Source organism: Pseudomonas zeae (assembly GCF_014268485.2).
GTDB lineage: Bacteria > Pseudomonadota > Gammaproteobacteria > Pseudomonadales > Pseudomonadaceae > Aquipseudomonas > Aquipseudomonas neuropathica.
Map to the genome: position 1 here is coordinate 4,029,113 of NZ_CP077090.1, position 23,734 is coordinate 4,052,846.

The window sequence follows — 23,734 nt, forward strand, 5'->3', positions numbered from 1 at the left end:
GATCGAATACTGGTATACCATCAGACCAACAAACACATAAAAACAGCAGCACCACACCCGAGGACCGACCAATGATCGATGCCGCCATCTACAAACAAGTCATGGGCTCGTTCCCGTCCGGCGTAACCGTTATCACCACGCTGGACGATGACGGCCAGATCGTCGGCCTGACGGCCAGTGCGTTCAGCTCGCTGTCGATGGATCCGGCGCTGGTGCTGTTCTGCCCCAACTACAGCTCCGATTCCTACCCGGTACTGATCAAGAACAAGCGCTTTGCCATTCACGTTCTCTCCGGCGGCCAGCAAAGCGAGGCCTACGCCTTCGCCCGCAAAGGCAAGGACAAGGCGCAAGGCATCGAATGGACCTTGAGCGAACTGGGTAACCCGATCCTGGCCAACGCGACAGCTATCATCGAGTGTGAGCTGTGGCGCGAATACGAAGGCGGCGACCACGCCATCATGGTCGGCGCGGTGAAGAACCTGATCGTCCCCGAACAGATCGCCGGGCCGCTGGTGTATTGCCACGGCAAGATGGGCGCCCTGCCCGTCCTGGCCTGATCAAAACCTCCAGCCCTATGCAAATCAAATGTGGGAGCGAGCCTGCTCGCGAAAGCAGTGTTACAAGCGACGCAGCAAGCGACTGACACAGCGCGATCGCGAACCGCTCACTCCCGCTGATTTTTGTAGCCTCAACAACAAAAGATCCGAGGAAGCGTCATGAAATTTTCCCTGTTCATCCACATGGAACGCTGGGACGAAAGCGTCAGCCACCGCCAACTGTTCGAAGACCTCACCGAACTGACCCTGATGGCCGAGGCCGGCGGTTTCAGCACCGTGTGGATCGGCGAACACCACGCCATGGAATACACCATCTCGCCAAGCCCGATGCCACTGCTCGCCTACCTCGCCGCCAAAACCACCACCATCCACCTCGGCGCCGGCACCATCATCGCGCCGTTCTGGCACCCACTGCGGGTTGCCGGTGAATGCGCGTTGCTCGACGTCATCAGCAATGGCCGCATGGAAGTCGGCCTGGCCCGTGGCGCCTATCAGGTTGAATTCGATCGCATGGCCGGCGGCATGCCAGCCTCCAGCGGTGGCCAGGCATTGCGCGAAATGGTCCCGGTGGTCCGCGCCCTGTGGCAAGGCGACTACGCCCACGACGGCGATATCTGGAAATTCCCCACCTCCACCAGCGTGCCGAAACCAATCCAGAAGCCGAACCCACCGATGTGGATCGCCGCCCGCGACCCGGATTCGCACAACTTCGCCGTGGCCAACGGCTGCAACGTGATGGTCACGCCGCTGATGAAGGGCGACGAGGAAGTCCTCGACCTGAAGAACAAATTCCAGACTGCACTCGACAACAACCCTGGCGTGCCGCGTCCGCAATTGATGGTGCTGCGCCACACCCACGTGCACACCGCTGATAACCCGGATGGCTGGAAAGTCGGGGCGAAAGCGATCTCACGGTTCTATCGCACCTTCGATGCGTGGTTCGGCAACAAGCAAACCCCGGTCAACGGCTTCCTCGCGCCAAGCCCGGAAGAGAAGTTCGCCGGCCGTCCGGAGTTTGAACTGGAGAGCCTGCACAAGACCGCAATGATTGGTACGCCGGAAGAGATCATTCCGCGGATCAAGTACTACCAGGAACTGGGGGTGGATGAGTTCAGTTTCTGGTGTGACAACAGCTTGCCGCATGACGAGAAGAAGAAGTCGTTGGAGCTGTTTATCAAGCATGTGGTGCCGGCGTTTCGGTGAGCATCCGGAATTTAGTGTTCGATAAATGAAAAACGCCCCGGTTGATCGGGGCGTTTTTTGTTTTAGCCGGAGTCGCTCGAATTAAACGTCAGTTCATGAGCGCTGGCGACACTCGGCCACTGTCGAAGAGCTGCTTGAATATCTCCACGACAATCTCAAAATTTGAGCAGATGGCTGAACCAGCAACGGCGTCGCCTTGGATACGCATGATTCCGCCACGATTTTTATCGCCGCAAAATACTTTGACATCGTAGTCATCGCCATCATCAACGCCGACAGTCAGTGCGTACTTGCCCGTATCTGCAACAACCTGCAATGTCAAGAGTTCGAAGCCTGCTAATTCTTCAATATCCAGGGTTACACTCCCCAAATTTCGGCAGGACTCTTCAAGATGCGCAACGACATCATTCCAAGATGGATCTCTTTGCGTGCCACCTTCACAGGTTCTGCCAAAACCGACCGTCCAAGAGAGAGAGCGCTTCATATTATTTCACCTCTTTTACTGATTTCATTCCAGGGCGCCAATAGAGCATTTTACCTGTCACAAGCTCTTTGATGGCAGGCAAACGGCAGGCAAACGGGGACAGACCACGTTTTTGGAGTGCGTTCTAAACGTGGTCTGTCCCCATTTATCCCCTTGGACGCCTTAGCAGGTTTAGCAAATGCCTGGGCAGGGATCTTCTGTACTTTTGCCGCCACTCTAAACGCTTAACACTAATGAACTTACATCGCCAGAACATAAAAATCCTTGGAAACAAGAGACTACGACCCCTATATCTCTTGTAATTAAACTTGCCTGATACCAATCACCCAGAATGTCAACCAGCTTTGTTCCAGCTGACGTATTATTAAGGGTGCGCACAACGTGCCCGCCATCATCCAGGTATTGATTCAACATCAGAAGATAATTTCCAGAATCAGCATAAAGATTAATTTCGTAAGGCCCTGTTTCAGGTGCAGGCGTCATAGACAATGAAGTTACGCCATCGAAATTACTATACTCAAATATAATGGATTTAATATCATCCATAGTCGGCTGATGAACAAGAGGGATTTGCAATCTACCGTACTCAGGACTAAGCGTATACCCTCCGATTACCATCTAATTCCTCTCCTTAAGGGTAAAAAGGGGACAGACCACGTTTTCAGAGCGTTTTCTAAACGTGGTCTGTCCCCATTTTTCTTCCAAACGATCAAACCTCTCCAAAAAAATATCTGCCAAAGCGTATTTATCCAAATCATGAGCGACCTGAAGCATCATGCTCAATACGGCGCTTGGTGAATTCCCGCTCAGTATTTGCGCTAACAAATATCTATTTTCCGAAAGCGACATAGATAACTTCGTCTTTTTTTAAGCTTTCTCGATCATCGAATAAAAAGGGAATAAAAATTGGACATATTTATTTAATCGTAGAAAAAAAGCCCTCATAGATTTAAATAAATCTACCACCTTTTCTCTGCTGCCCCGCCCATTAACCCCCTTGTTCTTTCGGCTAATTGGGTGTTCGATTTTCAAAATCAGCTTCTAATAAAAACCCTGAACAAACCTGAACTTCCAATAGTCACCACACCTAACCCAATATCGCTCTACATCTGGTATCAAGAAATTGAAATCTGAGCACTTGGAAAACCAATCAGGATATGCAAGATCTTCATGGGATCGGCCAAAGTCCATGTGCAGGTATATTTTTCTATCAAAATTCACATAAAACATCGGTAATCGAGATGCCAATCGCCCAGCAAAACTGAACTCATCTACATTCAGCTCTACTCCTGACAAATAATAATTCTCAATTCTACTCAACAGTTTTCCAGCATTACAATCACCATCCATGTCAAAGACCCCTTCAAAATCCTCTCTAACAAGTACCCCCTCACCTACGCAACTTAAATATTGAAGAAAATTTTCCGACTTCAGCTTTAAAAGCCCGCCTCTAAATTCCTTGCACGCTTGCGCATATTGGTCCTGTGTTATATGACCTTTATTCAAGTATCCAAGATAGTCCTTCTCCGCATCTAGAGAAAAATTATATTTATGGTCCAAAACCCAATAGCACTTTGCTTTATGGACAAAAAAGCAAATACTTTTTTCCCCGCTCCACAAGTCTTCAAATATTGCTTTGTTAAAAATCAATGCCCAAACTCCTTTAAAAAGGCCTCTTGAGAGTAGACACGTGCATTGCTCGAGTTTTTTTCAAGCAGTGACTCCCATATTTGGGGGAGCTCCAGAGCAGTACCTGGCTTACTTGGATCTACAATTTTTGGCGCTGTCGGATCTCGTGTAAAACGGGGACAGACCACGTTTTCAAAGTGCTTTTCAAACGTGGTCTGTCCCCATTTATTCTCCGGAGTACTTTTTAAACGTGGTCTGTCCCCATTTATCTTGAAGACTAATCACTGTTGACCCTCGTCTCTTTCCCATTGGAGCCATAGCTTGGACCATATTTATGGGGGGTAAAAAGGGTACAGACCACGTTTTCAGAGTGCTTTCTAAACGTGGTCTGTCCCCATTTATTCCTGAGAAAGCTCTGCGTGATGAGGTGCATCATCAGGAGCAGAGCCTGGAGTAGATTTGTGGGGATCCCTCAGGGTCCGTCCACAATTTATCCAAGCCAAGACATCTATAGTTCATTGGCTGAGATATTCAATTCTGAGAATTTTTTACGAATATACTCAGTTAACCCAACCAAGTCTTCAAAGGCAATAGAGCCAAACTCAGGTTCATACTTGGCAAGATAGCTTCCAGAAGACTGCCCTAAAGATTGGGCTTTAGCCTCTACTTCCTTAATATATGCAGGCTCAATTACCCAATTCATGCCAGAGGACGCATAACGCTCACGACCCATCAGCACCCAAGAAATCAAGCCATTATATGAACCAATCACCTCATTCAAAATAGAGATAATATACTCACTTTCTTTTTCAAATCGAAAAGCTATATATGGAGGAAATCTCGAACGATCCTCTCTTTCAAAATGATCACCCATCCAGACCTCTGGATTACGTTGCCCATACTTTCTCCACTCAAGTGCACTCAAGTCATGAAGAATGTTAAGCAGCTCACCTTCCGAGTCTAAAATTCTAGTCACGCCCATTACTTCAACCCCTTCAACCTATCAGAGATCGATACTCCGCTCGGGTTAATATTTTTAATATGCTGCTCCCAATCCCCTTTTGGAATAGGGTTTGACGATAGCCGTGGATCATAAACATATCGACCATCAGTATAGACTTGGTGATAAAACTGACCCGGCTCTTTAACTCCATTCTCATAAACATTTAAATCGCCAGCTCTCGCAGGACGAACCTCAATAACCGTCCCTTTACCACCTGAAGCATCAAACAACTTGCTTGCAATATCTGAACAGTCTGTTCTGGAACAACCCACCATGTTTTTAATTTGCGGGCTCTCCATTGCATCAACAACAGATTTGCTCGGCGGAAACTCTGGGTTAACAGAACGGAATGGGCGATCCATTCCTGGAGGAATAAACTCGTCTACCTTTCCGGCAGCGCCACCAGTAGCTTTTTCACCACCCGCAAAATAATCCGGAGGCAAATCACAAGGCCCAGTGTTGTGTACCCAGGTCTTGAGCTCGCCAACGTAGAACGTATGCCCCACATCGACCGTCAGATTGTATGTTTGGCCTTCGGGCAGGTACAGCTCTAGCGATTCGACTTCGGACGAGGTGTTTTCGGTGTCGCCATCAGCCAGTGACTGCAGCAGATCACCCGGTTCCAGATCTTTGACAGGAATGAAGTCACGTTTGGCGGGTACATAGAAGGGGTGGCTCGGCGTAACCAGCAGGGTTTCGCCTTCCGCTGCGCCAGCGCCACGAACACTTTTGAGCTTGAGGCGGTAGATCGGCTGATCCGAACGCTGATGCGTTGCCAGAATGGCGGCAGCGAACGGCTTGCCCCCTTTCTCAGGCTTGCTCCAGACAACATCTCCCACCTTGAGCGACTCAATAACGCGGTCGCCTTGCGGTGTAGAAACTTTCGTACCCGCAGCAAAGCAGCAAGGCCCCTTCGTTACTGGGGTTCCCGCGGTGCCTTTTGCACTAACCCACTTCCCACCAACCCATTCAACGGCTCTGCCCCCAATATAGGCGGTGACAAGCCCGGTGGCCGCATCGAAAGCCATACCGCCCAACTCTTGGGCGGACGCGGTCGCTACTTTATCAAACTGTTTTTCCAGCGTATGCGACGGGATCGGACTGGTAATCCAGTCTTTGAACCCCACCGCTAACCCACCTATGCCCCCAGCGATTGCACCAATCGTGTCTAAAGGTGATGACACTGCCTTCCAGATCGATTCCGCTGCCTTAACTGCCTCACCTGGCAGAGCAACAGCATTGTTACCAACGCCAATCCCCGCTTCTCTGGCCAGAAACCCCGGATCCATCGACGGAGGGTAAACAGTTGTAAGCTCCCTTGGGTCAATGCCGGAAAAATAACTCGCCATGGCTGCATTGTATTGCTCGCGCGTCCACCCTTCTTGTAGTGCTTGTAGCTGAGTCTTACGCCCAAACTCCTCCATTTCACGCTGTCTTTCGCCATCTAATGCGGCTACCGCCCGAGTGATATTGTCCTTACACGCTTGAGCCCCCTCTCCCGAACCACAAGCTGCACGCGCTTTGTCCGCAGCTACAACTTCTCTATGTAGCAACCAGTTGTACTGAGTGGCATTCCTCGCAATATTTGCACCTTGCTGGAGATCACCATCCACCGCTGCGGCAGCAACGAGCCCGGTTAGCTGCGACATCATCAAGTGCAACTGATCATTGCCGCCTGCGAACTTAACAAGGACGTTCATCGCCGCTTCGTTCAGCCCGGCAGCTGCCGCACCGGTAGCAAAATCCCCACCCATCGCTTCGGAAAGCACCCCCCCCATCAGCGCATGCGCGACAACTTTTACTACGCCGCCTTCCGGGAATTTGATTGTTTTATCGCCAACAAAATTGAACCCGGTCGCCATGGCGACACTGCTCGCCTCACCCAGCAACGCCGCTCCAAAGTTGTCACCAAAACTACCGCCACCAATGGTGGTGGAAATTCCGCTGGAGATAATCGCGCGCCCCGTCGTGCGGATGGCGACATCAGTAATGTTGCTGCTGGTCAGGATATTTGCAGTTTTGCTGCCGCCAGCCGCAAACCAGTTGGTGTCTGCATAGTCGAGCATGCCCGCAGTAAATCCTGCGATGGCCGCACTCTTCAGACTGCTAGCGCTGAAGGTTTCCTTGAACGCGGCACCCAAATTGCCCTTATTGTTAATCGTGCTAGTAACCCCAGTAGTAGCGAGGCTTGTAGCAATTGCGCCACCGGCTCCGCCACCTACCAGCCCCAGTCCAGCGGGCCCCATCACGAAGGACATCATGATGGCGATTGCGATTTGTGCTGCCGGGCCCAGTCCCGAGTTCTCGTATTTGAAAGACTCGTGAATCTCCTTCACCCGCTGCCAATCCACGTCCCCCCGGGCCTCGGCATCTTTCAACCAGGCCAGCTGCGGATCCGCCTTGACCATAGCGTCGATGGTCTGGCTGACGGATTGCTGATTCACATCCTTGATGTCGATGTTCAGGCCGTCGACTGCCTTGATAACGATATTGCCCTTGGCGATCATCTGGGTTTGGCGCAAGGTCTCGTCGGTATTGCCGCGACCTTTGGAGGACACCCAGCCAGCGCTGTTGTTGGTCTTGGTATGGTTTTCGTCATGGAGGTCCTTGACCCCCTGAAAAGTAATCGCCCCGCCACTGTCCAGCGTGATGTTGTTGCCACTTTCCAGCTTGGCGACCTGATACAGCTGATCACCTTTGCTCGACAGCGTCAGGTTGCCACCGGCCTTGATTTCGGAGCCGACGTGCTTAATGTCGGTCACCTCATCGTGCTGCATCTTCAGCTTGCCGAAGCTGCCTTTTTTCTTCATGTCATATAGCGAGTAGTCCGTATCTTGCGCGGCCAGGAGTTCGAGACGGTCTCCCGCGACCAGGTAGGCTTCATCACCCGCAGTAACGCGGCTGGAAATCACACTGAGGTCTTTGCCCGCATCGAGTTTGACGTCGCCACCCGCGGTAATCCCGGACATAACCTGAGTGACATGATCCTCCTGGCGCTTCTCTTTCTTATTTTTGGATTTAGAGTGCTCTTCATCCGCCGCCGAGCTGATCACCAGATTCTCGGCAGCCTTCATCGACACATCACGCTTGGCATCGATCTCACTGGCAATCACATTGATGTCGCGCTTGGCGTCGGCCTTGAAGTCACGTCCGGCATCGATATCGGCGGCCAGTTGAGTGATATCGCTGCTACTTGCCCTTGAACCCAACGAAACACTGTTATTGACCTGCACGGACGAAACATTAACGTCGCGCCCGGCATTCAATGCCATGTCCTGACCGCTACGCATCACACCACCGACAATATTGATGTCGTTGGCCGCTTTGACGGTCAGGTCGTTGGCCGCCTCGATCCGCGCTGCGTTGTCGGCAAAGTCCTGATGCCGGGTTACTGAGCCGTACTTGTCGTCCATCGAGGTGATGGTCCGTTCGTTGATCAAATCGCCCGTGCGCGTGGTCAGGCTGACATCGCGTCCGGCAATGATGCCGCCGGCCTTGTTGACGATGTTGTTGGTCGCCAACAGATCCAGCCGATTACCCGCCTCGACCGAACCGCTGTTGATCAGATCCTTGCCCGCCGTCGCTGACAGGTTATTGGTCGCTTTCAAGGTACCGACGTTATCGAGGTTTTCCCCGGCGATCAGCGTCACATCCTTACCGGCAATCAGTGCCCCGGTCGGGCCGAGGCGGCCATTCGCTTGCGCCAGATACACCACCGGCACCAGGACTTTTTCGCCATTCACTTCGTGCTCTTCGAGCCAGACGATGTCGTGGGTCAGTGCCGCGACTTGCTGCGACGTGAGGCCGACGCCCACCGACAGGTTGAGCGCGTCCTTGCTGGCGATGGCGTTGTTCATCAGGTACTTGAACATGCCCTCGTTGGAGGTCTGGCCGTCGAGGAAGGCCTGACCGGTGCGGGCGGTCACGGCTTGCTGGATCAGGCGTTGTTCATAGAGACCATCACCGAGGCGTTTGGCGCTCTGGTCGGGGTTGTAGCCGAGTTTTTCCAGCAGGTAATCGGAGCTCATGAACGACTTGAGGTCGGTGAGTACCGGGTTGGTTTCGATCAGGTATTTGTGCGGGTTGGACGGTGCCTTGGTGTCCGGCAGGCCGGTAACGCGGGTGACCGGACGGGTGTCATCGCCAGTGCTTGAGGTTCGATGGAACGTATCGACCGCACGAGTGCTGTCGGAAACCTGAGCCGGGGCGTCAACAAACAGATTGCGCGGGCCGCCACTGGTGGCGACGGCCAAATGATCCTGAGCGCTGATCGCTTCATTGCCCACCGTCCAGGTCGGCGCTGGCCCGTTGCCGGACGCTGCAGTGCTGCCCTGCCCGCTCAAACGGAACAAGCCGTTTTCACCAGTGGGCAGGGAGAAGCCTGGCAGGCTCAGCGGATTGACTTGCTGCTGGGCGAGGTCTGGCGGCAGTTGGCTATTGATCCGCACAACGACAGTGTCACTGTTACCGACCTTGGTATCAGCGACTTTATTGGTGCCACCGGTTGAGCCGTAATCCTCGTGGATGACGGCGTTTACCACCTCCTTGGTGGCGTTGATCGAGACGTTGCCAGCGGCCTGAATGACCGCGTTGCGACCGGTCGCGGCACCGGGCAGCCCCGCACTGGTGCTTTCCGTTTCAACCGCCAGGCCTTTCTGGTATTGCGCCAGTTCGCTCGGCAATGCCAGCAGGTTATCGGGGTCGTACTGCGACGGAGTCGAGGTTTCGAAACCGGCGCTGAATCCAGACATCGCTCGGCCATATTTGCGACTGCCGACGTTTTCACCGGTTTCGTCGTCGGTGATGACAATGCCGCCGCCCACTGTCGTGGCTGTGGCTTTGCGGATCAATCCTTGCGGCGCGATCACGTAATACACAGAAGGGAAATCGGGATTGTTGCGCTGGTTATAGGGCATCACGACTTCGGCCATGAACTTTGCCGTGCTGCCAGTCCCCATTTCAAAGTTGTACTGGCGCGTAACGTCGATAACTCCGCTTTTGGCGCCAATGTTCTTCAGGGAGTCAGCAGTGACGGTGATGTTGCCACCCGCCGCCACAGTACTTTTGCTGTTGAGGAACGTGCCGCCCTGGAAAACAAAATCCTTGCCGATGTTAAGCACGGCGGAAGCGCTGGTATCACTGTCGACAAATTGATACGTCTCGCGCGTGGCGAGGAAATTGTTGAACGTGCCGCCAACACAGTCACCGCACGTAGCCGCGATAAACCCCGATATCAGCTTGCGCTCGACCGACGCCGACGGGCCTTCCGTACGGTTCTCGAACACATCAGCGTTCAGCGTGAAATCCTTCACGCTCTCCATCGAACCGGAAATGTTGTAGACCCCGGCAGCCCGCGCCGCGCCGCCATATCCACCGATCAGCACATTGCCCAGACCGTAGAAATCGCCGTGCTGGTTGGTCAGCGTGCTGACGCCGAGTGTCATGTTGTTGCCGCTGAAAATCAGCCCGCGATCGTTGAGCAATGTGGGCGTGTTGATGAACAGGTTCTGCGCCGCCCCGAGGCTGCCGTAGTTGGCAACGCTGCCGGCGTTGACGGTCAGGTCTTCGCTAGAGGAAATGCGTGCCGAGTTGATCAGTTGCCCACCGACGCTGATGGTCGACGTCGCACCAGCGGCAAAACTGCCGCCCGCACCGAGGTTCATTTGTGCAGCGGAGAGATAAGTGCCGCGCTGACTGCTCAGGCGACCGCTACCCGCATAGGTTCCGCCCAACTGCATATCGATGGAGCCATCACTGGCAATCAAGCCGTTGTTGGTCCAGTTGCCGCCACGGGCCTGCAAAGACTCCGAAGCCAGCAGTTTGCCGCTGGCGCTCTGGCTGAATTCGCGCACGTTGACATTCAGGCGACCGGCCTGAATCGCGCTGGTGTTGTTCCAGCTATCGGCATTGAGTTCCAGCAGGCCGCCGGTGACGATGCTGCCTCCCGCGCCCAGCACATTGGCCGTGGAGATATCGAACTTGCCGCGCCCAACGTGGTTGAGTTGCCCGCCGCTGTTGAGGAAGCTGCCGACCGCCAAGGTCAAGTCCGTGTTAGCGGTTTCCAGTACGCCATTGCGGTTGTCGAGCAAACCTGCAATCTGAAATTCGGTTTTGCCGGTGGTGCCCAGCGAGCGCAGGCGCCCGTTCTGGTTATCGAGCGTTCCCGCTTTGACGCTCAGTTGTGTGTCGCTTTCGATGACGCCCGCGCCATTGCTTAGCGCACCACTGAGGCTGAAATCGATGCGCTCGGCGGCAATCTGGCCTCCGCTGTTATCGAGGCTTGCGCCGGTAACGCCCAACAGCTTTTTCGCATAAAGCACGCCACTGCCGTTAGTCAGCGCAGCCGTGGTGATGCTGCTGTCTGCCGCTTGCGCCGAGATCCGCCCGCCGTTGTTGTTCAGGCCAGCCAATGCCGACAGCGTCAGGCTCTGCGCTTGAATGATGCCACCCTGACGGTTGTTGTTCAGGTCGAAACCATTGCGCAGGACGCCAACCGTGCGCGCCTCCAAGGCTCCATTGATGCTGGAAAGCGTGCCGCCACGGTTATCGATGTTGGCGGCGGTGATCAGCACATCGCCGTTCTGGGCGATGACTTTGCCGCTCTGATTGTCAAAGTCGCCGCTGATCTCAAGGGTCAGACCGCTGTCGCTCTGGATTGAGCCTTTGCCGTTGAGCAGCCTGGCCGCGTGCATTTGCACATCGGCATTCTTGCTGTAGATCAGGCCATCGGCCTGGTTGCTGACGGCGCCCGTGGCGGTGATCAGCAACTGGTCATTGGCGGCGACGGTGCCCTTGTTGCTGTTGTCCAGCGAACCGGTGCGCAGGTCCAGATTTTTCTGGCTGGCGAGCTGACCGTTCTGGTTGTGCAGATCGGTTACGCCCTTGATCAGCAGCGGGCCGGCAGCCGCGAGTTTGCCGGCGTTGTTGTTCAGCTCACCGCTCAGGTTGAGGGTGATCGCATCGTTGCTGGCGATCTGTCCGCCGCTGTTGTCGAGGCTAGTAGCCGTGGCATTGATGACCTGCTGCGCATTGATAGCGCCGCCGATATTGCTGAACGCGGTGCTGACGATATCCAGCGCCGCATCGCTGGCAATCAGGCCGCCCTGATTGTTATTAAGCGCACCGGCCAGCGTCAGGGTCTGCCCTGCTCCACTGCTGAGGTTGCCCTTGTCGCTGTTATCGAGACTGCCGGCGTTGATGCTCAGATTGCCCTGTGCGACCACCGCGCCCGCGCCGCCGTTGAGCAGCTTGCCGCTGAGATCAACGCTGACATCGGCGTACTTGCTCGATAATGTGCCACCGTCGCGGTTGTCGAGGCTGTTGCCGTTCACCGCCAACGCTTGCCAGCCGGACAGCAGACCTTTCTGGTTGATCAAATCCGTGCCGCGCACCAACAGTTTTTCACCGCTGATGATTTTGCCGGCGCTGTTATTCATCGCTCGGCCGATCAAGGCAAAACCGAGGTTGCTGGAGACTTCGCCGTTCTGGTTCTTCAGATCGCGCAGATGCTTGAGGGTCAGCGGGCCTTTGGCGGTGAGCAGACCGTTCTGGTTGTCGAGGTCGCCATTGGCCAGATCCACCGTGAGCGATTTTTCACCCAGCAGTCGTCCGCCGTTTTGAGTCAGCGAGGTCAGCGCCAGGTCAATGTCGCCATTAGCGGAAACTTCGCCCCCGTTGCTCGAGTCGAGCCCCGTCGCAGTCAGCGTCAGATTGCCCTTGCTGTTGATCAAGCCTTTGCCGTCGTTGCGCAACTGGCCGTCGACGTTCAGCTCAAGATCACCACGGCTGATCAAGCTGCCGCCGCTGTTGTTCACATTCCCCGCGCGGGCATCGATGGCTGCCGCGCCGATCATGCCTTTGACGTTATCCAGCGCCGCCGCGATGCGCAGGGTCAGCCCCTGATTACTCAAGAGACTGCCGTCGCTGTTATCAAGATTTTGCGCGGTCAGTGTGAACGCCTCCGCGCTGGAGATCGTGCCGCCCTGGTTGTTGACGCCGTTGAGTTGCTTGAGCAGCAGCGCGCCGGGAGTGTTGATCGAACCACCGTTGTTCAGTTGACCATGATTCAGATCCAGGCTCAGGCGCGTGTTGCTGAACAGCTTGCCGCCCTGTTGATCAAGCCCTTTGACCGACGCCGTCAGCGTGCCCTGACTGCCGATACTGCCAGCACCATTGTTGGTGACTTGCCCGGCGACGAGGACCAGGGTGTCGGCACTGCTGAGCAAGCCCTCGCTGTTATCGAATGCGCCGGTGGTGACGGTGACCGCACCTTTACCGCTGAGCGTGCCCTGCTGACGGTTGTCGAGGCTGCCGCTGTCAATGACGAGCGCACCGTCGGTGACAATCTTGCCGCCCAGGTTATCGAGGCCACCACGGCTAACGAGGTTCAAATCAGCGGCACTGGAGAAGATGCCCAGATTGTTGATCAGCTGTGCGGCGTTGACTGTCAGCGTCGCTTCACTGCTGACTTTGCCCTGAGCGTTATCGAAAGCATCGTCGATGGTCAACTGCATGGCCTGCTGGCTGCGCAATTCCCCGCCGTTGTTGGCCAGCGTGCGCGCGTGCAGCGTGAACCGCGTGGCCGCATCGATCAGACCCTTGTTGCGGTTGAGCACTTGATCAACCGTCAGCGTCGCTGACTTGCTGGCGAAAACCTTGCCGCCGTCGCTGTTGTCGAGCTTTTTGCCGGTGAGCAGCAGGTCGCTGTTGGTGCTGATTTCGCCACCGCGATTATCCAGCTCAGCGACCGTCAGGGTCATGGCGCTGGTCGAACCGAGCAGGCCACTTTGGCGGTTATCGAGTTGATCGGCGCTGAGTTTGAGCACGCCGGTGGCGATCAACTTGCCTTTCTGGTTGTTGACGTTTTGCGCCTGAACGCTGACATCCGACTTGCCAACGAGGTTGCCGCTGCGGTTGTCCAGAGACTTGGCGGTGAGCGTGAGTTGGCCGTCGGCAATCACCGTACCGAGCTGGTTATCCAGGGTCTGGTCGGCAGTCAGCTGCAACGCGCTGCGGCCGCTGATCAAGCCTGCCTGGTTGAACAGTGTGCCGGCGGAAACGCTTGTTGCGCCTTTGGCGGTGATCGCACCTTTGTCGCGGTTGTCGAGCAAGCCATCGACGCGCACCGTCAGCCCGCTATCGCTGACCAATGAACCGGCACCGCGGTTATCGAGACTGGCCGCTTTGAGATTGACCATTGCACCGGAACCGAGCACGCCGCCACGGTTGTCCAGCGCCGCGCTGAGATCGATGTTCAAGCCCAGATCGCCGAGCATCCGGCCGTTGCGGTTGTCCAGAGCCCCACCGCCGATGGCAATGGCTTTGGCGTTGAGCGTACCGTTCTGGTTGTTCAGGGTGGCGGCGTTGACCGTCAGATTGCGGCTGGCCAGCAAGCTCTTGCCGGTGTTGTCCAGATGCTGAGCGGTCAGGCTCAGATCGCCGCTGGCATTACGGCTGCCGTCGGCGTTGACGCCCGCTTCGATGGTGCCGGCGTTCGTCAGTCGACCACCAGCGCTGAGGCTGATGCTGTCGCGGGCGGCGAGGGTCTGGCGGTTGGTCAGGTTGCCTTGAGTCTGCACATTGAGCGCGGTGCCTGCATAGATCGCACTTTGGGTATCGAGGCTGACGGCCTTGACGTTGACGGCGCCAGTGGCCGAGGTTTCTGCGAGGCTCAACTGGCCGTTGGCATCGAGCTGAATATCGCCGCCGCTGGCAATCAGTTTGCCGTCGAGCTTCACCCCGACGCCGGCCTCGGTGCCGACCAGTTTGATCGCGCCGGCATACATGCCGCCGAGGGCCGAAGAGTCGATCGCCAGTTGCGGTTTGTTGCTGCCGTCATCGGCGCGGGCGGTGACATTCAGGGTTTGTGCGTTGACGTCGTTACGCCCGGCCACAATCGTCAGGTTCTGCGCCTGAATCTCGGCGTTGATCTTCGCGCTGCGGGTGATGATTTCGAAACGGTCGACGTTGGTCGCGTTGAGGCCCGCGCCCTCGATGGCCACCGAACCCTGATCAACCTGAAAGCGATCCAGCCGACCGTTGTCGAGCACCGGTTTGCCAGTGGTCAGGGTTACCCGTGGCGAGTTGATAAAACCGCAACCGTTGCAGGTAATGCCATAAGGGTTGGCAACAATGACCCGCGCCGACTGCCCCGCCACTTCGGTGTAGCCGCGCAACTGGCTCGGATTACCGCTGATGACTTCGTTGAGAATCGCCTGTGCCGAACCGCTGTTTTTCAGGTTCGGGTTATCGATGATGTGGCCGCCCAATTGGGTGAGATTATTCTGCGTCGAGCCGTTGTTGAGGATCAGCCCCTGCGCGCCGACGTTGTAATCGTGGAACTGGTTATGCGACAGACCGCTGGCATTGGGCGTGGCGATGTTGATGATCGGCACGCCGTTGCCGGCGCGGTCCAGCGAGGTATTGGGGTTGGCCACCACAATACCGTCGGCCTGCGCCCACATCGGTTGCCAGAACATGACGTTCGCCAGCAGGAACGCGAGTCCGCGTTTAGGCATGCCCAGGAAACGTTCGTGGTTTTTTTCGGCAGCAGAAGGCTGACTGGCCAGAAGACCCAGTTGAAGGACGTCCATATCAGAATCTCGGGGCGGGCAACGGTCGGGGGAGGAAATCCACGCAAAAACCGACCGGCAAGGCAGACGATGTCAGCGGATGCGATCGTTCAGGAATAAGCGAATGTCACATCGACGGCAGGCGAGCTAGGCGCGACGAAGAAGTGATATCAATATAGTGGCACTATTGTAGAGAGGCATAATTCTGGCGTCAATTAATGGATGAGACTCGTGCTTCACGATGCCTGAGCCCAATTGGCTGCCAGCCGAACGTTGCGTTCGGCTCAATAAATTCTGGAGAAATGGGGACAGGCCACATTTTTTTAACGTGGTCTGTCTCCATTTGTCCCCCTGCCTCCTTGACATGCTCAGCGACCCAACGGGCGGCGGGGTAGGCTTGGTTTATAGCCGTGGGCACCAAACGAACATCTGCGCCGACACCTGTTCATCTATTACCCACCCAACGAATTACCGGTTTTAGCGTTTAGCCACATTATTGCTTCGGCGCATCCATTCTCGGCGGCTTTGTTGAGATACCTGAGCTGTTCTTCATTAAGGTTTGGCGTCGACATTTGAACCGATAAGCGCATATAAAGGTTGGCGCGAAAGCTTCTTTCGTCTAGCGGTACGATCGTAAATAAAGATCGTCTATCGCTGAAGATATTACATGTCGGTAGCATTGTCGGTTGAGGGTAGTATTTTTTATAAATGGTTTCATTTTTAGGAAGGGCCTCGATGAGTGAGCGGAACCCAGGCGTTTTAACCTCATCGGAGCATTCGAAAAACATTAGTAATCCCGCCGGAGTAAATCCATTGCTCAAACTGGACCTCAGCAGGTTGCAGGTTTCTTCTTCGGAAAGTTGAACGATCGACGACATAAATACTAGACGATACTGCGCAGCTGGGTTGCCATCCTCAGCTGAGCGCTTGAGCAAAGGCATTGCTTCCTTTAAAAGCGCTTGCACTTCATCCTTATATTGTTGTTTCTTTTGTTCAGGGAATTTCTCGTTAATAGGTAACTGATCACGAGCAGCGTACAAATTGCTAGTCAGCTCATCAATTTCCACCAGATAAGGTAGCGCCTTGAAGTACAGAGCTTCACTTTCTTCGGATATTTTAAAGTTGCTTGCGTTTGCGAGGGCTATAAAAAAAACGGAAGCAATAGCGAAACATATCTTGATTGAAATTTTTAACACTTAAAACGTCCTTTTTCACTTTCGTCAGGATCAAGGGTAAACATTTTTTTCACCTTGTGTCATTTACCATTAAGCGCTGCCAGCAGTCTCCTCTCTAGCGCCTGAGCATATTCGACATATTCGACAGCGCGAGGCTCCGCAGCAATAAGCTCTTTATCTCGCCGCAGAATATTCAACATTTTTTGCGTCAGCAGTAAATTCTTCGCCCAGACTGCCTCCGATAATTTTGAGGTTCCTTTTAGCAACTCGGCGTCATCCAGAAATCCTACCAGCACTTCCTTATCCAACTCGCGAACCACGACAGGCAATAATTCCGACGTATACATATCTTGCCTGACCGATCTGCAAAGGTCGCCGATCTCAAGCTCGTTTATGGGAGTGTCCAGAATCGACCTGTGCCATGACTCCAGCGCAGACTCATCAGAATCAGGCTCAACTTCCCACTTAAACCCATTACTCTCATCTATTTGACGAAATGTCTTTTTCATATACCCGCACCATTTAGAGAGTCAGAAATACGTTTTAAAGTATCCAAAGCTGCCTGTCGGGCCGCTTGCGCCTCTGGGTTACTTACATTCTTAAGCGTTTCTGCATGGTTGGTAAGCCCTCTTATCCGCTCCTGCATTTCGTTCAAATAAAACGGGGACAGACCACGTTTTTTGAATAAATTGCAAAGCCGTGGTCCGCCCCTTATCTAAACGTGGTCCGTCCCCATTTACCTCCCCATTTACAGTTTCAAAGCATTTTTTATGTGTTCTTTCCCATTTAATCTTTAATGAAGTCGTCGCAACGTATCCAGTCAGTGAGTTCCAATGGTAGCTTACAAATAGAAGACTGCATCAACTTCGGGAGATCCACTAACTCTAGCGCCGATTTTGGTTTGGCAATTAATCTATAACCACCCTGCTCGGAAGCGTCATGACTGAACAAGCCTCTGCCGGCCATTTCAACAAAAGATTTTAAATAGCGCGAACGCTGAGCTTCATCGGCAAACTCAACCAAATTGGCTTCTACTATCTCAACGTCCACGCCTCCAGGCCTTGAATAGAAGCAGTCATAAGTTTCCTCATATCTGGAAATTGACTGACGGACATCGTCAGGCACAACCCCATGTCCACCTGTAGCGAAATGAGCGATGACCCCACCACGACATGAGGCAAACCAATCAAGATCATTGATTTCCAGAAGTTCGTCATTCATTTCCATTACTCGGCTCCGAAAAGGTAAAAAGGGGGCAGACCACGTTTTCGGAGTACTTCTGAACATGCTCTGCCCCCATTCGAGCCAGGAAGCGTTTGATAATAAGAAAAACTCGTCAACTCGCTTTACTTCAGCGGCCCCAACACGTCATTGGTGAAAAATCGTGTATTCTCCTCCGAGGCTGGCTCCATTCCAAAGTAGCAATTACCAAACTCGAATTTCTTGGCCACTTCCTTCGAGAACGCAAAAAAAGCACCAACACCATCGACATCCGCCAACCCGTGATCATCCTCATCAAAACTAATATCAAGATCAAAACCACCTTGATACTTAATAATTCGAATGAGTGCCGAGTTTACGCTCACATCTATAAACTTCAAACTTCGAACATTGATAAGTACACTCACTGCGCCATTGAAATCAAGTGCGGCGTCGACTGCATCAAGCTCAAGCTTCCCATCGTTCCAGACTGAAAAAACCTCTGAACACTCAGCGCCGATTACTGAGGCTGCATTGGCAACAACTGTTTCCAACAAGGGCAACACCATATTCTGCTTGACGTTCTCAAATACGATTTCTAATAGCCCAGCCATGGTGCCCTCCTTCAATCAACGGACTCTTTGAAGAGTAGAACGGGGACAGACCACGTTTTCGGAGTACTTTTTAAACGTGATCTGTCCCCATTTATCCTCCAAAAACGTGGTCTGTCCCCATTTATCTTCTATCAACTGTTGACTGCAAAAAAAGGGGACAGATTTATTAAACCAAATAAATCTGCCCCCTTTACTTTATTATTGCATTTGAAGTCGCACCTTTAGCCGAGTCAATTCAAGTCCGGCCATTGTGCAAAATGGCTTTCTATTGATGCCATTAAAAAGTCTGAAAAGCTATCCCAAGCTTTAACGCTCGAACTTTGACCTTCAAAGAATTGAAATACTGGTGGATCGTCAGAGACCGGTAGAAAATAATTAATTTCATATCCTTGATGCATGCAGAATACCTTAGCATCCGCAGGCAACAAATCAGAGAGACCTAATTCATCAAGCAACTCTTCCGCCTCCGACTTCAGGCTAAGTAATCTCGGATAAAAAATATCTACGCCACAGAAAATCTTACCAGCCGAATGCCCAGCAACTGTCAAAAACTCACGATACTCTAACGGAATTTTACAACCAAAATGTTGCTCGACTGATGCAATCTCCCCTTCGGAGCAACCAACAAGTGCAGACTCTAAAATCACTCCCCGCAGCACCAACTCATGAAAAACATCTCGATTTTTTTTCATCTTGGCCTTCCTGTTTCTACGTTAACAATCACAACGGGGAACCTTTGTTGAAACTGACTTATAACCCCACTGCATGAAACGCAGATTGGAAGCTCTGAGTAAATGTTCACGACCCCTTGCGACGAGGGGGGGTCAGCTTATCTGCTAGATTCGACAATATCTTATACTCTGAGTCCATTGTCCTTGGATTGTTATCAGTTTGTATTGTGTCGAATACTTGCTTTTCTGGGACATCGACCGTTCCAAGGCGCTTCGCTAGACCGCTCACGCCTACGGTACGGTAAAACGGGGACAGACCACGTTTTCAGAGCGCTTTCTAAACGTGGTCTGTCCCCATTTATCCCCATTTATCCCCATTCATCCTTGTGAGTATCGCGCCGCTGTAACCTGCAACAGCGCCGCGGCTCCGAATATCGCTCGGCCGGCGTTGCCTGTGCGTTGAGCACTTTCTTCATTGCGCAGCAGGTCGTCGTTGACCTGATCCCATTTCGAATACTCGTCAAAAGCTCCGGTAGCGAACAGCGCGCTTTGAGCATCCTTGAGCCACTGCCATCGGCTTCCAGCTTTGTGAGCACATCATAATTTTTTTGGTCATCAGGGTGAACCGAGGCACTGCAATGAACTATCGCGCAAGCTGCCGCCTTGAGTTGGTACGCTTTTTCGGGATTCTCTTCTTGCAGCTTTTCCAACACCAAGACTTCTTTTTGATGAAGCTGGCGGTTGTACTCTTCAGCCATCAAAGCAACCCACGATGCCTTGTTGATGTCTGCGCCGGCCAAACCAGCGGCGGTCAAACCAACTATCTGGGAGAACGCCTGGCGTAAATTCGGCTGATCGTTAAATGTCGAGTTAAGCGCGCCTGCCATGGCTTGGCTTGCGCCGGCGGCAATTGCTCCGCTTTTGAAGTCACCACCGGTAATGCTGGAGACGGCGCCCCCCATCAACGCGTGCAGAGCGTAAAAAGGGGACAGACCACGTTTTCGGAATGTTTTCTAAACGTGGTCTGTCCCCATTTATCTCAGGGATGTAAAAAGCGAGCATTTTGGCGTTGGCGTGACCCGCCATCGGGGTCACTGTCCACGCAGAATCGAAGTGCTTTTAATGATCTCGGCTTTGGCCAATTACATCATTTGTTTAACGGGGTTGCAGGCCCGCGAAGCGGGTCATGAAAATCGTTTTCAAAGCAATAGTCTTAAACGCCGACGGGTGTTGTCGCTGTGGCGACTGGGCTTGGAATACTGGCGCAGTGGACACGGCTCAAACTCTCGAAAAACCTTGATGAGACTTGAGCGCACTTTGCGAACCGAGGTACATCAACAGGCGCAGGTGTTGGAGTAGTTTGTGGGGATCCCTCAGGGTCTGTCCCCATTTATCTTTACCTAAGGGACCAGTCATGTATTGATATAAACTTGATTACCTGTTCTGGCGCATCTTCTAAAGAAGCCCTGTAGTCAGTAACAAAACTAATCCCCGCCAATATTCTTCCACTTTTTTTCAAAAGAAAATCATCATCCGCATCATTAAACAAAACATCAAACTCCCTTTCCAAGTTTCGAAGATCATCCCCCACACTGACACTATTAAATTTCCCGCGATACCCTTCACCTACGGCAATTCTATAAAGTCTTCCGGCATCTTCGAAGTACAGCGAGACCGCCTCATTCATAAATCGATATGACAATAAAAGCTCATTACCAAAACCGATCCTTCTCTTAATTCCGACCCAAGAGTTATTCTTAATGAGAATGTCACGAACAGGTACTTCCGGACCGTACCACTCGACCTCCCCAACTTTTTCGCTAACATTGGAAAACGACTCACCTAAAGAGAATCCTGCTGCTGACATACCTGGAACAAGGTCAGAGTACAAATCAGGGAAAAAATTTCGCATAGATCACTTCCAGCCCTTCCACTCACCGCCCTCATATTTCAGACGATTTCCTTGGGTATCATAATATTGTTGATAACGCGTAATAGTGCCCGGACTAAAATCAGGCGACGGATCAATTACCCGTATTTCTAAATTTTTATTGCCAATCTTCTCAGTACTAACAAGCTTATAGTACGGACTATCACCGTGGGTTCCACCGCCCGGATGGAACTCTACCTCTTTTATTGCCGGGTGTCCTTCAACGTTAAAGACCTGTGCTTTACCTGAAGTACCAGCCAATGGAGGTTTCGGCGTAAGACTCGCACCATCAAGCGTTAGCGCCTGCTTGATGTCATCAATCGATTTACCCCACATGCTCGACGGCGATTCAGCAATATTTCGAGGAATCCCTGCTTGCGCGGCCAGATCGTCTCTCAGCCCAACACGCGCAATTGCAGAAGTAGCCGGCACCTCAGCTGCACCAGTCGCTTTTGTACCATTAATCCGTCGCTCAGCCTCCGCCAACTCAGCAAGATTACCGCCCGCCTTCGGCTTCAGTCCATTGCCAGTGTCGAAATAGAGCTGTCCATCTGGTGCAAGAACCTCAGCATTGCCCGTTCTGGTATTCAATACACGGCGGTATCCATCTGGCAGGCCGTCAGTTTTATTGAAGGAGGCGCCTGCTGAGCTGTCTTCGCGGTACCAAGCGGGAAGGACCGGCTTATCAGTATTCGACGCTCCAATGACGCCGTCGGCTACTACCCCCTCCTTCTTCACACCAGATACCAAAATCGAAGACCCGGTTCCCTCCAAGTACTTCCCTGCACCTTTCAGTAGCACCATTTCCACTGCAGCTTTCGCAGCTTCCGTACCGTAATCACGAAGCGGGTTCACATCGCCCGGATAGGTTTCACTGGTGAAGGACGCGAGCACCCTGTGGCCCTGGGTGTATTCATATGGTGCAAACAGTCTTCCAGTAGCTTCCCAGCTCTCCAAAAAGGAGGCTGCACCCGCCGCTGCGGATATTCCAGGCAGGGCGCAACCAACAAGAGTCACGCAGGCCGGGCTTGTGATTATCGCACCGCTGTAACCTGCAACAGCGCCCGCGGCTCCTAATATCGCTCGGCCGGCGTTGCCTGTGCGTTGAGCACTTTCTTCATTGCGCAGCAGGCCGTCGTTGACCTGATCCCATTTCGAATACTCGTCAAAAGCTCCGGTAGCGAACAGCGCGCTTTGAGCATCCTTGAAGCCACTGCCATCGGCTTCCAGCTTTGTGAGCGCATCATAATTTTTTTGGTCATCAGGGTGAACCGAGGCACTGCAATGAACTATCGCGCAAGCTGCCGCCTTGAGTTGGTACGCTTTTTCGGGATTCTCTTCTTGCAGCTTTTCCAACGCCAAGACTTCTTTTTGATGAAGCTGGCGGTTGTACTCGTCAGCCATCAAAGCAACCCACGATGCCTTGTTGATGTCTGCGCCGGCCAAACCAGCGGCGGTCAAACCAACTATCTGGGAGAACGCCTGGCGTAAATTCGGCTGATCGTTAAATGTCGAGTTAAGCGCGCCTGCCATGGCTTGGCTTGCGCCGGCGGCAATTGCTCCGCTTTTGAAGTCACCACCGGTAATGCTTGAGACGGCGCCCCCCATCAACGCGTGCAGAGCGGTGCGAGCGGCACCACCTTCGGCCCATATGGCCATGCCGACCGAGTCACCGGCATTTTTCGCTATTTGCCAGTTTTTCTGAGCGTAACCGCCTACAAAGTTGAACGCGGTAGCGGCAACGACATTTCCTGCCTGAAAGATCAGGCCCTCTTTCAGATTCTGGCTAAGGGGACAAGGGGACAAGGGGACAAGGGGACAAGGGGACAGACCACGTTTTCAGAGCGCTTTCTAAACGTGGTCTGTCCCCATTTATTCTCTTCAATCAACGGCCCCTTTGAAGAGTAGAACGGGTAGAACGGGTAGAACGGGGACAGACCACGTTTTCGGAGTACTTTCTAAACGTGGTCTGCCCCCATTTCCCCCCGAGTTGCAACGAAGAGGTATCGATGGCGTGTTCGAACAATACGGTGCTCGACGGCGCAGCACGGACTTTCGCCTAGGTCAGAGTCTCGGTTCGGAAGATCACCTGATCGAATTGAAAAAGCCTGTAAGAAGACCGCTGTGGATGAGTCAAGCGCATTACGAAAAGGCGCCTGAAAGACTGACCGTGCGGGAGTTGAAGGCGGGTGGGAAAACTTTGGTCACCACGTTGCATTGCCCAAAGCAGACACCTAAAACAGCCCTGAAATCGCTGTACAAGGGTCGATGGCATGTTGAACTGGATCTGCGCAATCTCAAAGCTACGCTGGGACTAGGAAAGTTAAGCTGCAAAACCCCAAGCATGGCAGTAAAGGAGTTATGGGTCTATCTGTTAGCTCACAATCTGATCCGAATGCTGATGGCACAATCGGCTCTGTTAGCTGACTGTTTACCTCGCGAACTGAGTTTCAAACACAGCCTTCAGCTATGGCTGGCGCTGCGACAATATGGCAGTTCCGAAGACGAGAATGGACTGTCGAATTTATTGATGCTGATTGCTCAGAGGCGCGTCGCAAATCGGCCTGGTCGTATCGAACCGCGAGCCATAAAACGAAGACCTCAAGCCTACCCCTTGCTGACCAAACCACGTCGGTCAGCAAGGGCAGATGTCAGAAAAAACGGGCACCCAAAACATGTTAAGTAAGTGCCATTCGG

Annotated in this window: 15 protein-coding genes and 3 pseudogenes; 4 read left to right on the plus strand and 14 right to left on the minus strand. The window is 53.2% G+C overall.

Annotated elements, in window-relative coordinates; all coding sequences use genetic code 11:
* Window positions 1-71: 71 nt before the first annotated feature.
* Both HU754_RS17585 and HU754_RS17590 read left to right on the plus strand, forming a co-directional pair.
* Window positions 72-557, plus strand: coding sequence for a flavin reductase family protein (locus HU754_RS17585; protein ID WP_016987069.1), 486 nt, complete (start codon window positions 72-74; stop codon window positions 555-557).
* A gap of 159 nt (window positions 558-716) precedes the next feature.
* Window positions 717-1,760, plus strand: coding sequence for an LLM class flavin-dependent oxidoreductase (locus HU754_RS17590; protein ID WP_186624234.1), 1,044 nt, complete (start codon window positions 717-719; stop codon window positions 1,758-1,760).
* 88 nt (window positions 1,761-1,848) lie between these two features.
* On the opposite strand, the gene HU754_RS17595 is transcribed toward HU754_RS17590, so the two are convergent.
* The 12 genes and pseudogenes from HU754_RS17595 to HU754_RS17650 all read right to left on the minus strand — a co-directional run bounded on the left by HU754_RS17595 (window position 1,849) and on the right by HU754_RS17650 (window position 20,069).
* Complete coding sequence (locus tag HU754_RS17595; protein ID WP_186624233.1) at window positions 1,849-2,244, minus strand: DUF6911 family protein; 396 nt, start codon at window positions 2,242-2,244, stop codon at window positions 1,849-1,851.
* 216 nt (window positions 2,245-2,460) lie between these two features.
* A complete protein-coding gene (locus HU754_RS17600) occupies window positions 2,461-2,862 on the minus strand; it encodes a DUF6911 family protein (protein ID WP_437182471.1) in 402 nt (133 codons plus the stop codon).
* A 423-nt stretch (window positions 2,863-3,285) separates the two neighbouring features.
* Window positions 3,286-3,894, minus strand: coding sequence for a hypothetical protein (locus tag HU754_RS17605; protein ID WP_186624231.1), 609 nt, complete (start codon window positions 3,892-3,894; stop codon window positions 3,286-3,288).
* Between the two features lie 487 nt (window positions 3,895-4,381).
* Window positions 4,382-4,855 (minus strand): hypothetical protein, encoded by a 474-nt coding sequence (locus HU754_RS17610; RefSeq protein ID WP_186624230.1) that lies wholly within the window; start codon window positions 4,853-4,855, stop codon window positions 4,382-4,384.
* Window positions 4,855-15,468, minus strand: coding sequence for a two-partner secretion domain-containing protein (locus tag HU754_RS17615; protein WP_186624229.1), 10,614 nt, complete (start codon window positions 15,466-15,468; stop codon window positions 4,855-4,857). Before HU754_RS17615 ends, HU754_RS17610 begins: the two co-directional genes overlap by 1 nt.
* Before the next feature lie 431 nt (window positions 15,469-15,899).
* On the minus strand, window positions 15,900-16,643 hold the full coding sequence (locus tag HU754_RS17620) for a hypothetical protein (RefSeq protein ID WP_225919919.1): 744 nt from the start codon (window positions 16,641-16,643) through the stop codon (window positions 15,900-15,902).
* A gap of 59 nt (window positions 16,644-16,702) precedes the next feature.
* Window positions 16,703-17,131, minus strand: a complete 429-nt coding sequence (locus HU754_RS17625) for a contact-dependent growth inhibition system immunity protein (protein WP_186624228.1) — start codon at window positions 17,129-17,131, stop codon at window positions 16,703-16,705.
* 277 nt (window positions 17,132-17,408) lie between these two features.
* A complete protein-coding gene (locus tag HU754_RS17630; protein ID WP_186624227.1) occupies window positions 17,409-17,849 on the minus strand; it encodes a hypothetical protein in 441 nt (146 codons plus the stop codon).
* Window positions 17,850-17,968: 119 nt separating this feature from the next.
* Window positions 17,969-18,436 (minus strand): Cdi1I family immunity protein, encoded by a 468-nt coding sequence (locus HU754_RS17635; RefSeq protein ID WP_186624226.1) that lies wholly within the window; start codon window positions 18,434-18,436, stop codon window positions 17,969-17,971.
* Between the two features lie 230 nt (window positions 18,437-18,666).
* Window positions 18,667-19,128: an SMI1/KNR4 family protein gene (locus HU754_RS17640; protein WP_186624225.1), complete on the minus strand. Its 462-nt coding sequence runs from the start codon at window positions 19,126-19,128 to the stop codon at window positions 18,667-18,669.
* Window positions 19,125-19,250 (minus strand): annotated as a pseudogene (locus HU754_RS29705) (deaminase domain-containing protein); the annotation flags it as partial. The gene HU754_RS17640 and the pseudogene HU754_RS29705, both read right to left, overlap by 4 nt.
* Before the next feature lie 225 nt (window positions 19,251-19,475).
* Window positions 19,476-20,069: a hypothetical protein gene (locus HU754_RS17650; protein ID WP_217827560.1), complete on the minus strand. Its 594-nt coding sequence runs from the start codon at window positions 20,067-20,069 to the stop codon at window positions 19,476-19,478.
* A gap of 79 nt (window positions 20,070-20,148) precedes the next feature.
* Between HU754_RS17650 and HU754_RS29485 the strand changes: the two are divergent.
* Window positions 20,149-20,466, plus strand: a pseudogene (locus tag HU754_RS29485) (IS4 family transposase); the annotation flags it as partial.
* Window positions 20,467-20,503: 37 nt separating this feature from the next.
* Here HU754_RS29485 and HU754_RS17655 read toward each other — a convergent pair.
* The gene (locus HU754_RS17655) at window positions 20,504-21,019 is read right to left on the minus strand and encodes a hypothetical protein (RefSeq protein WP_186624223.1); all 516 of its coding nucleotides are present in this window, start codon (window positions 21,017-21,019) and stop codon (window positions 20,504-20,506) included.
* Between the two features lie 3 nt (window positions 21,020-21,022).
* Window positions 21,023-22,843, minus strand: coding sequence for a DUF637 domain-containing protein (locus tag HU754_RS17660; RefSeq protein ID WP_225919920.1), 1,821 nt, complete (start codon window positions 22,841-22,843; stop codon window positions 21,023-21,025).
* Window positions 22,844-23,024: 181 nt separating this feature from the next.
* On the opposite strand from HU754_RS17660, the pseudogene HU754_RS17665 reads away from it, so the two are divergent.
* A pseudogene (locus HU754_RS17665) lies at window positions 23,025-23,723 on the plus strand (transposase); the annotation flags it as partial.
* Window positions 23,724-23,734: the final 11 nt, after the last annotated feature.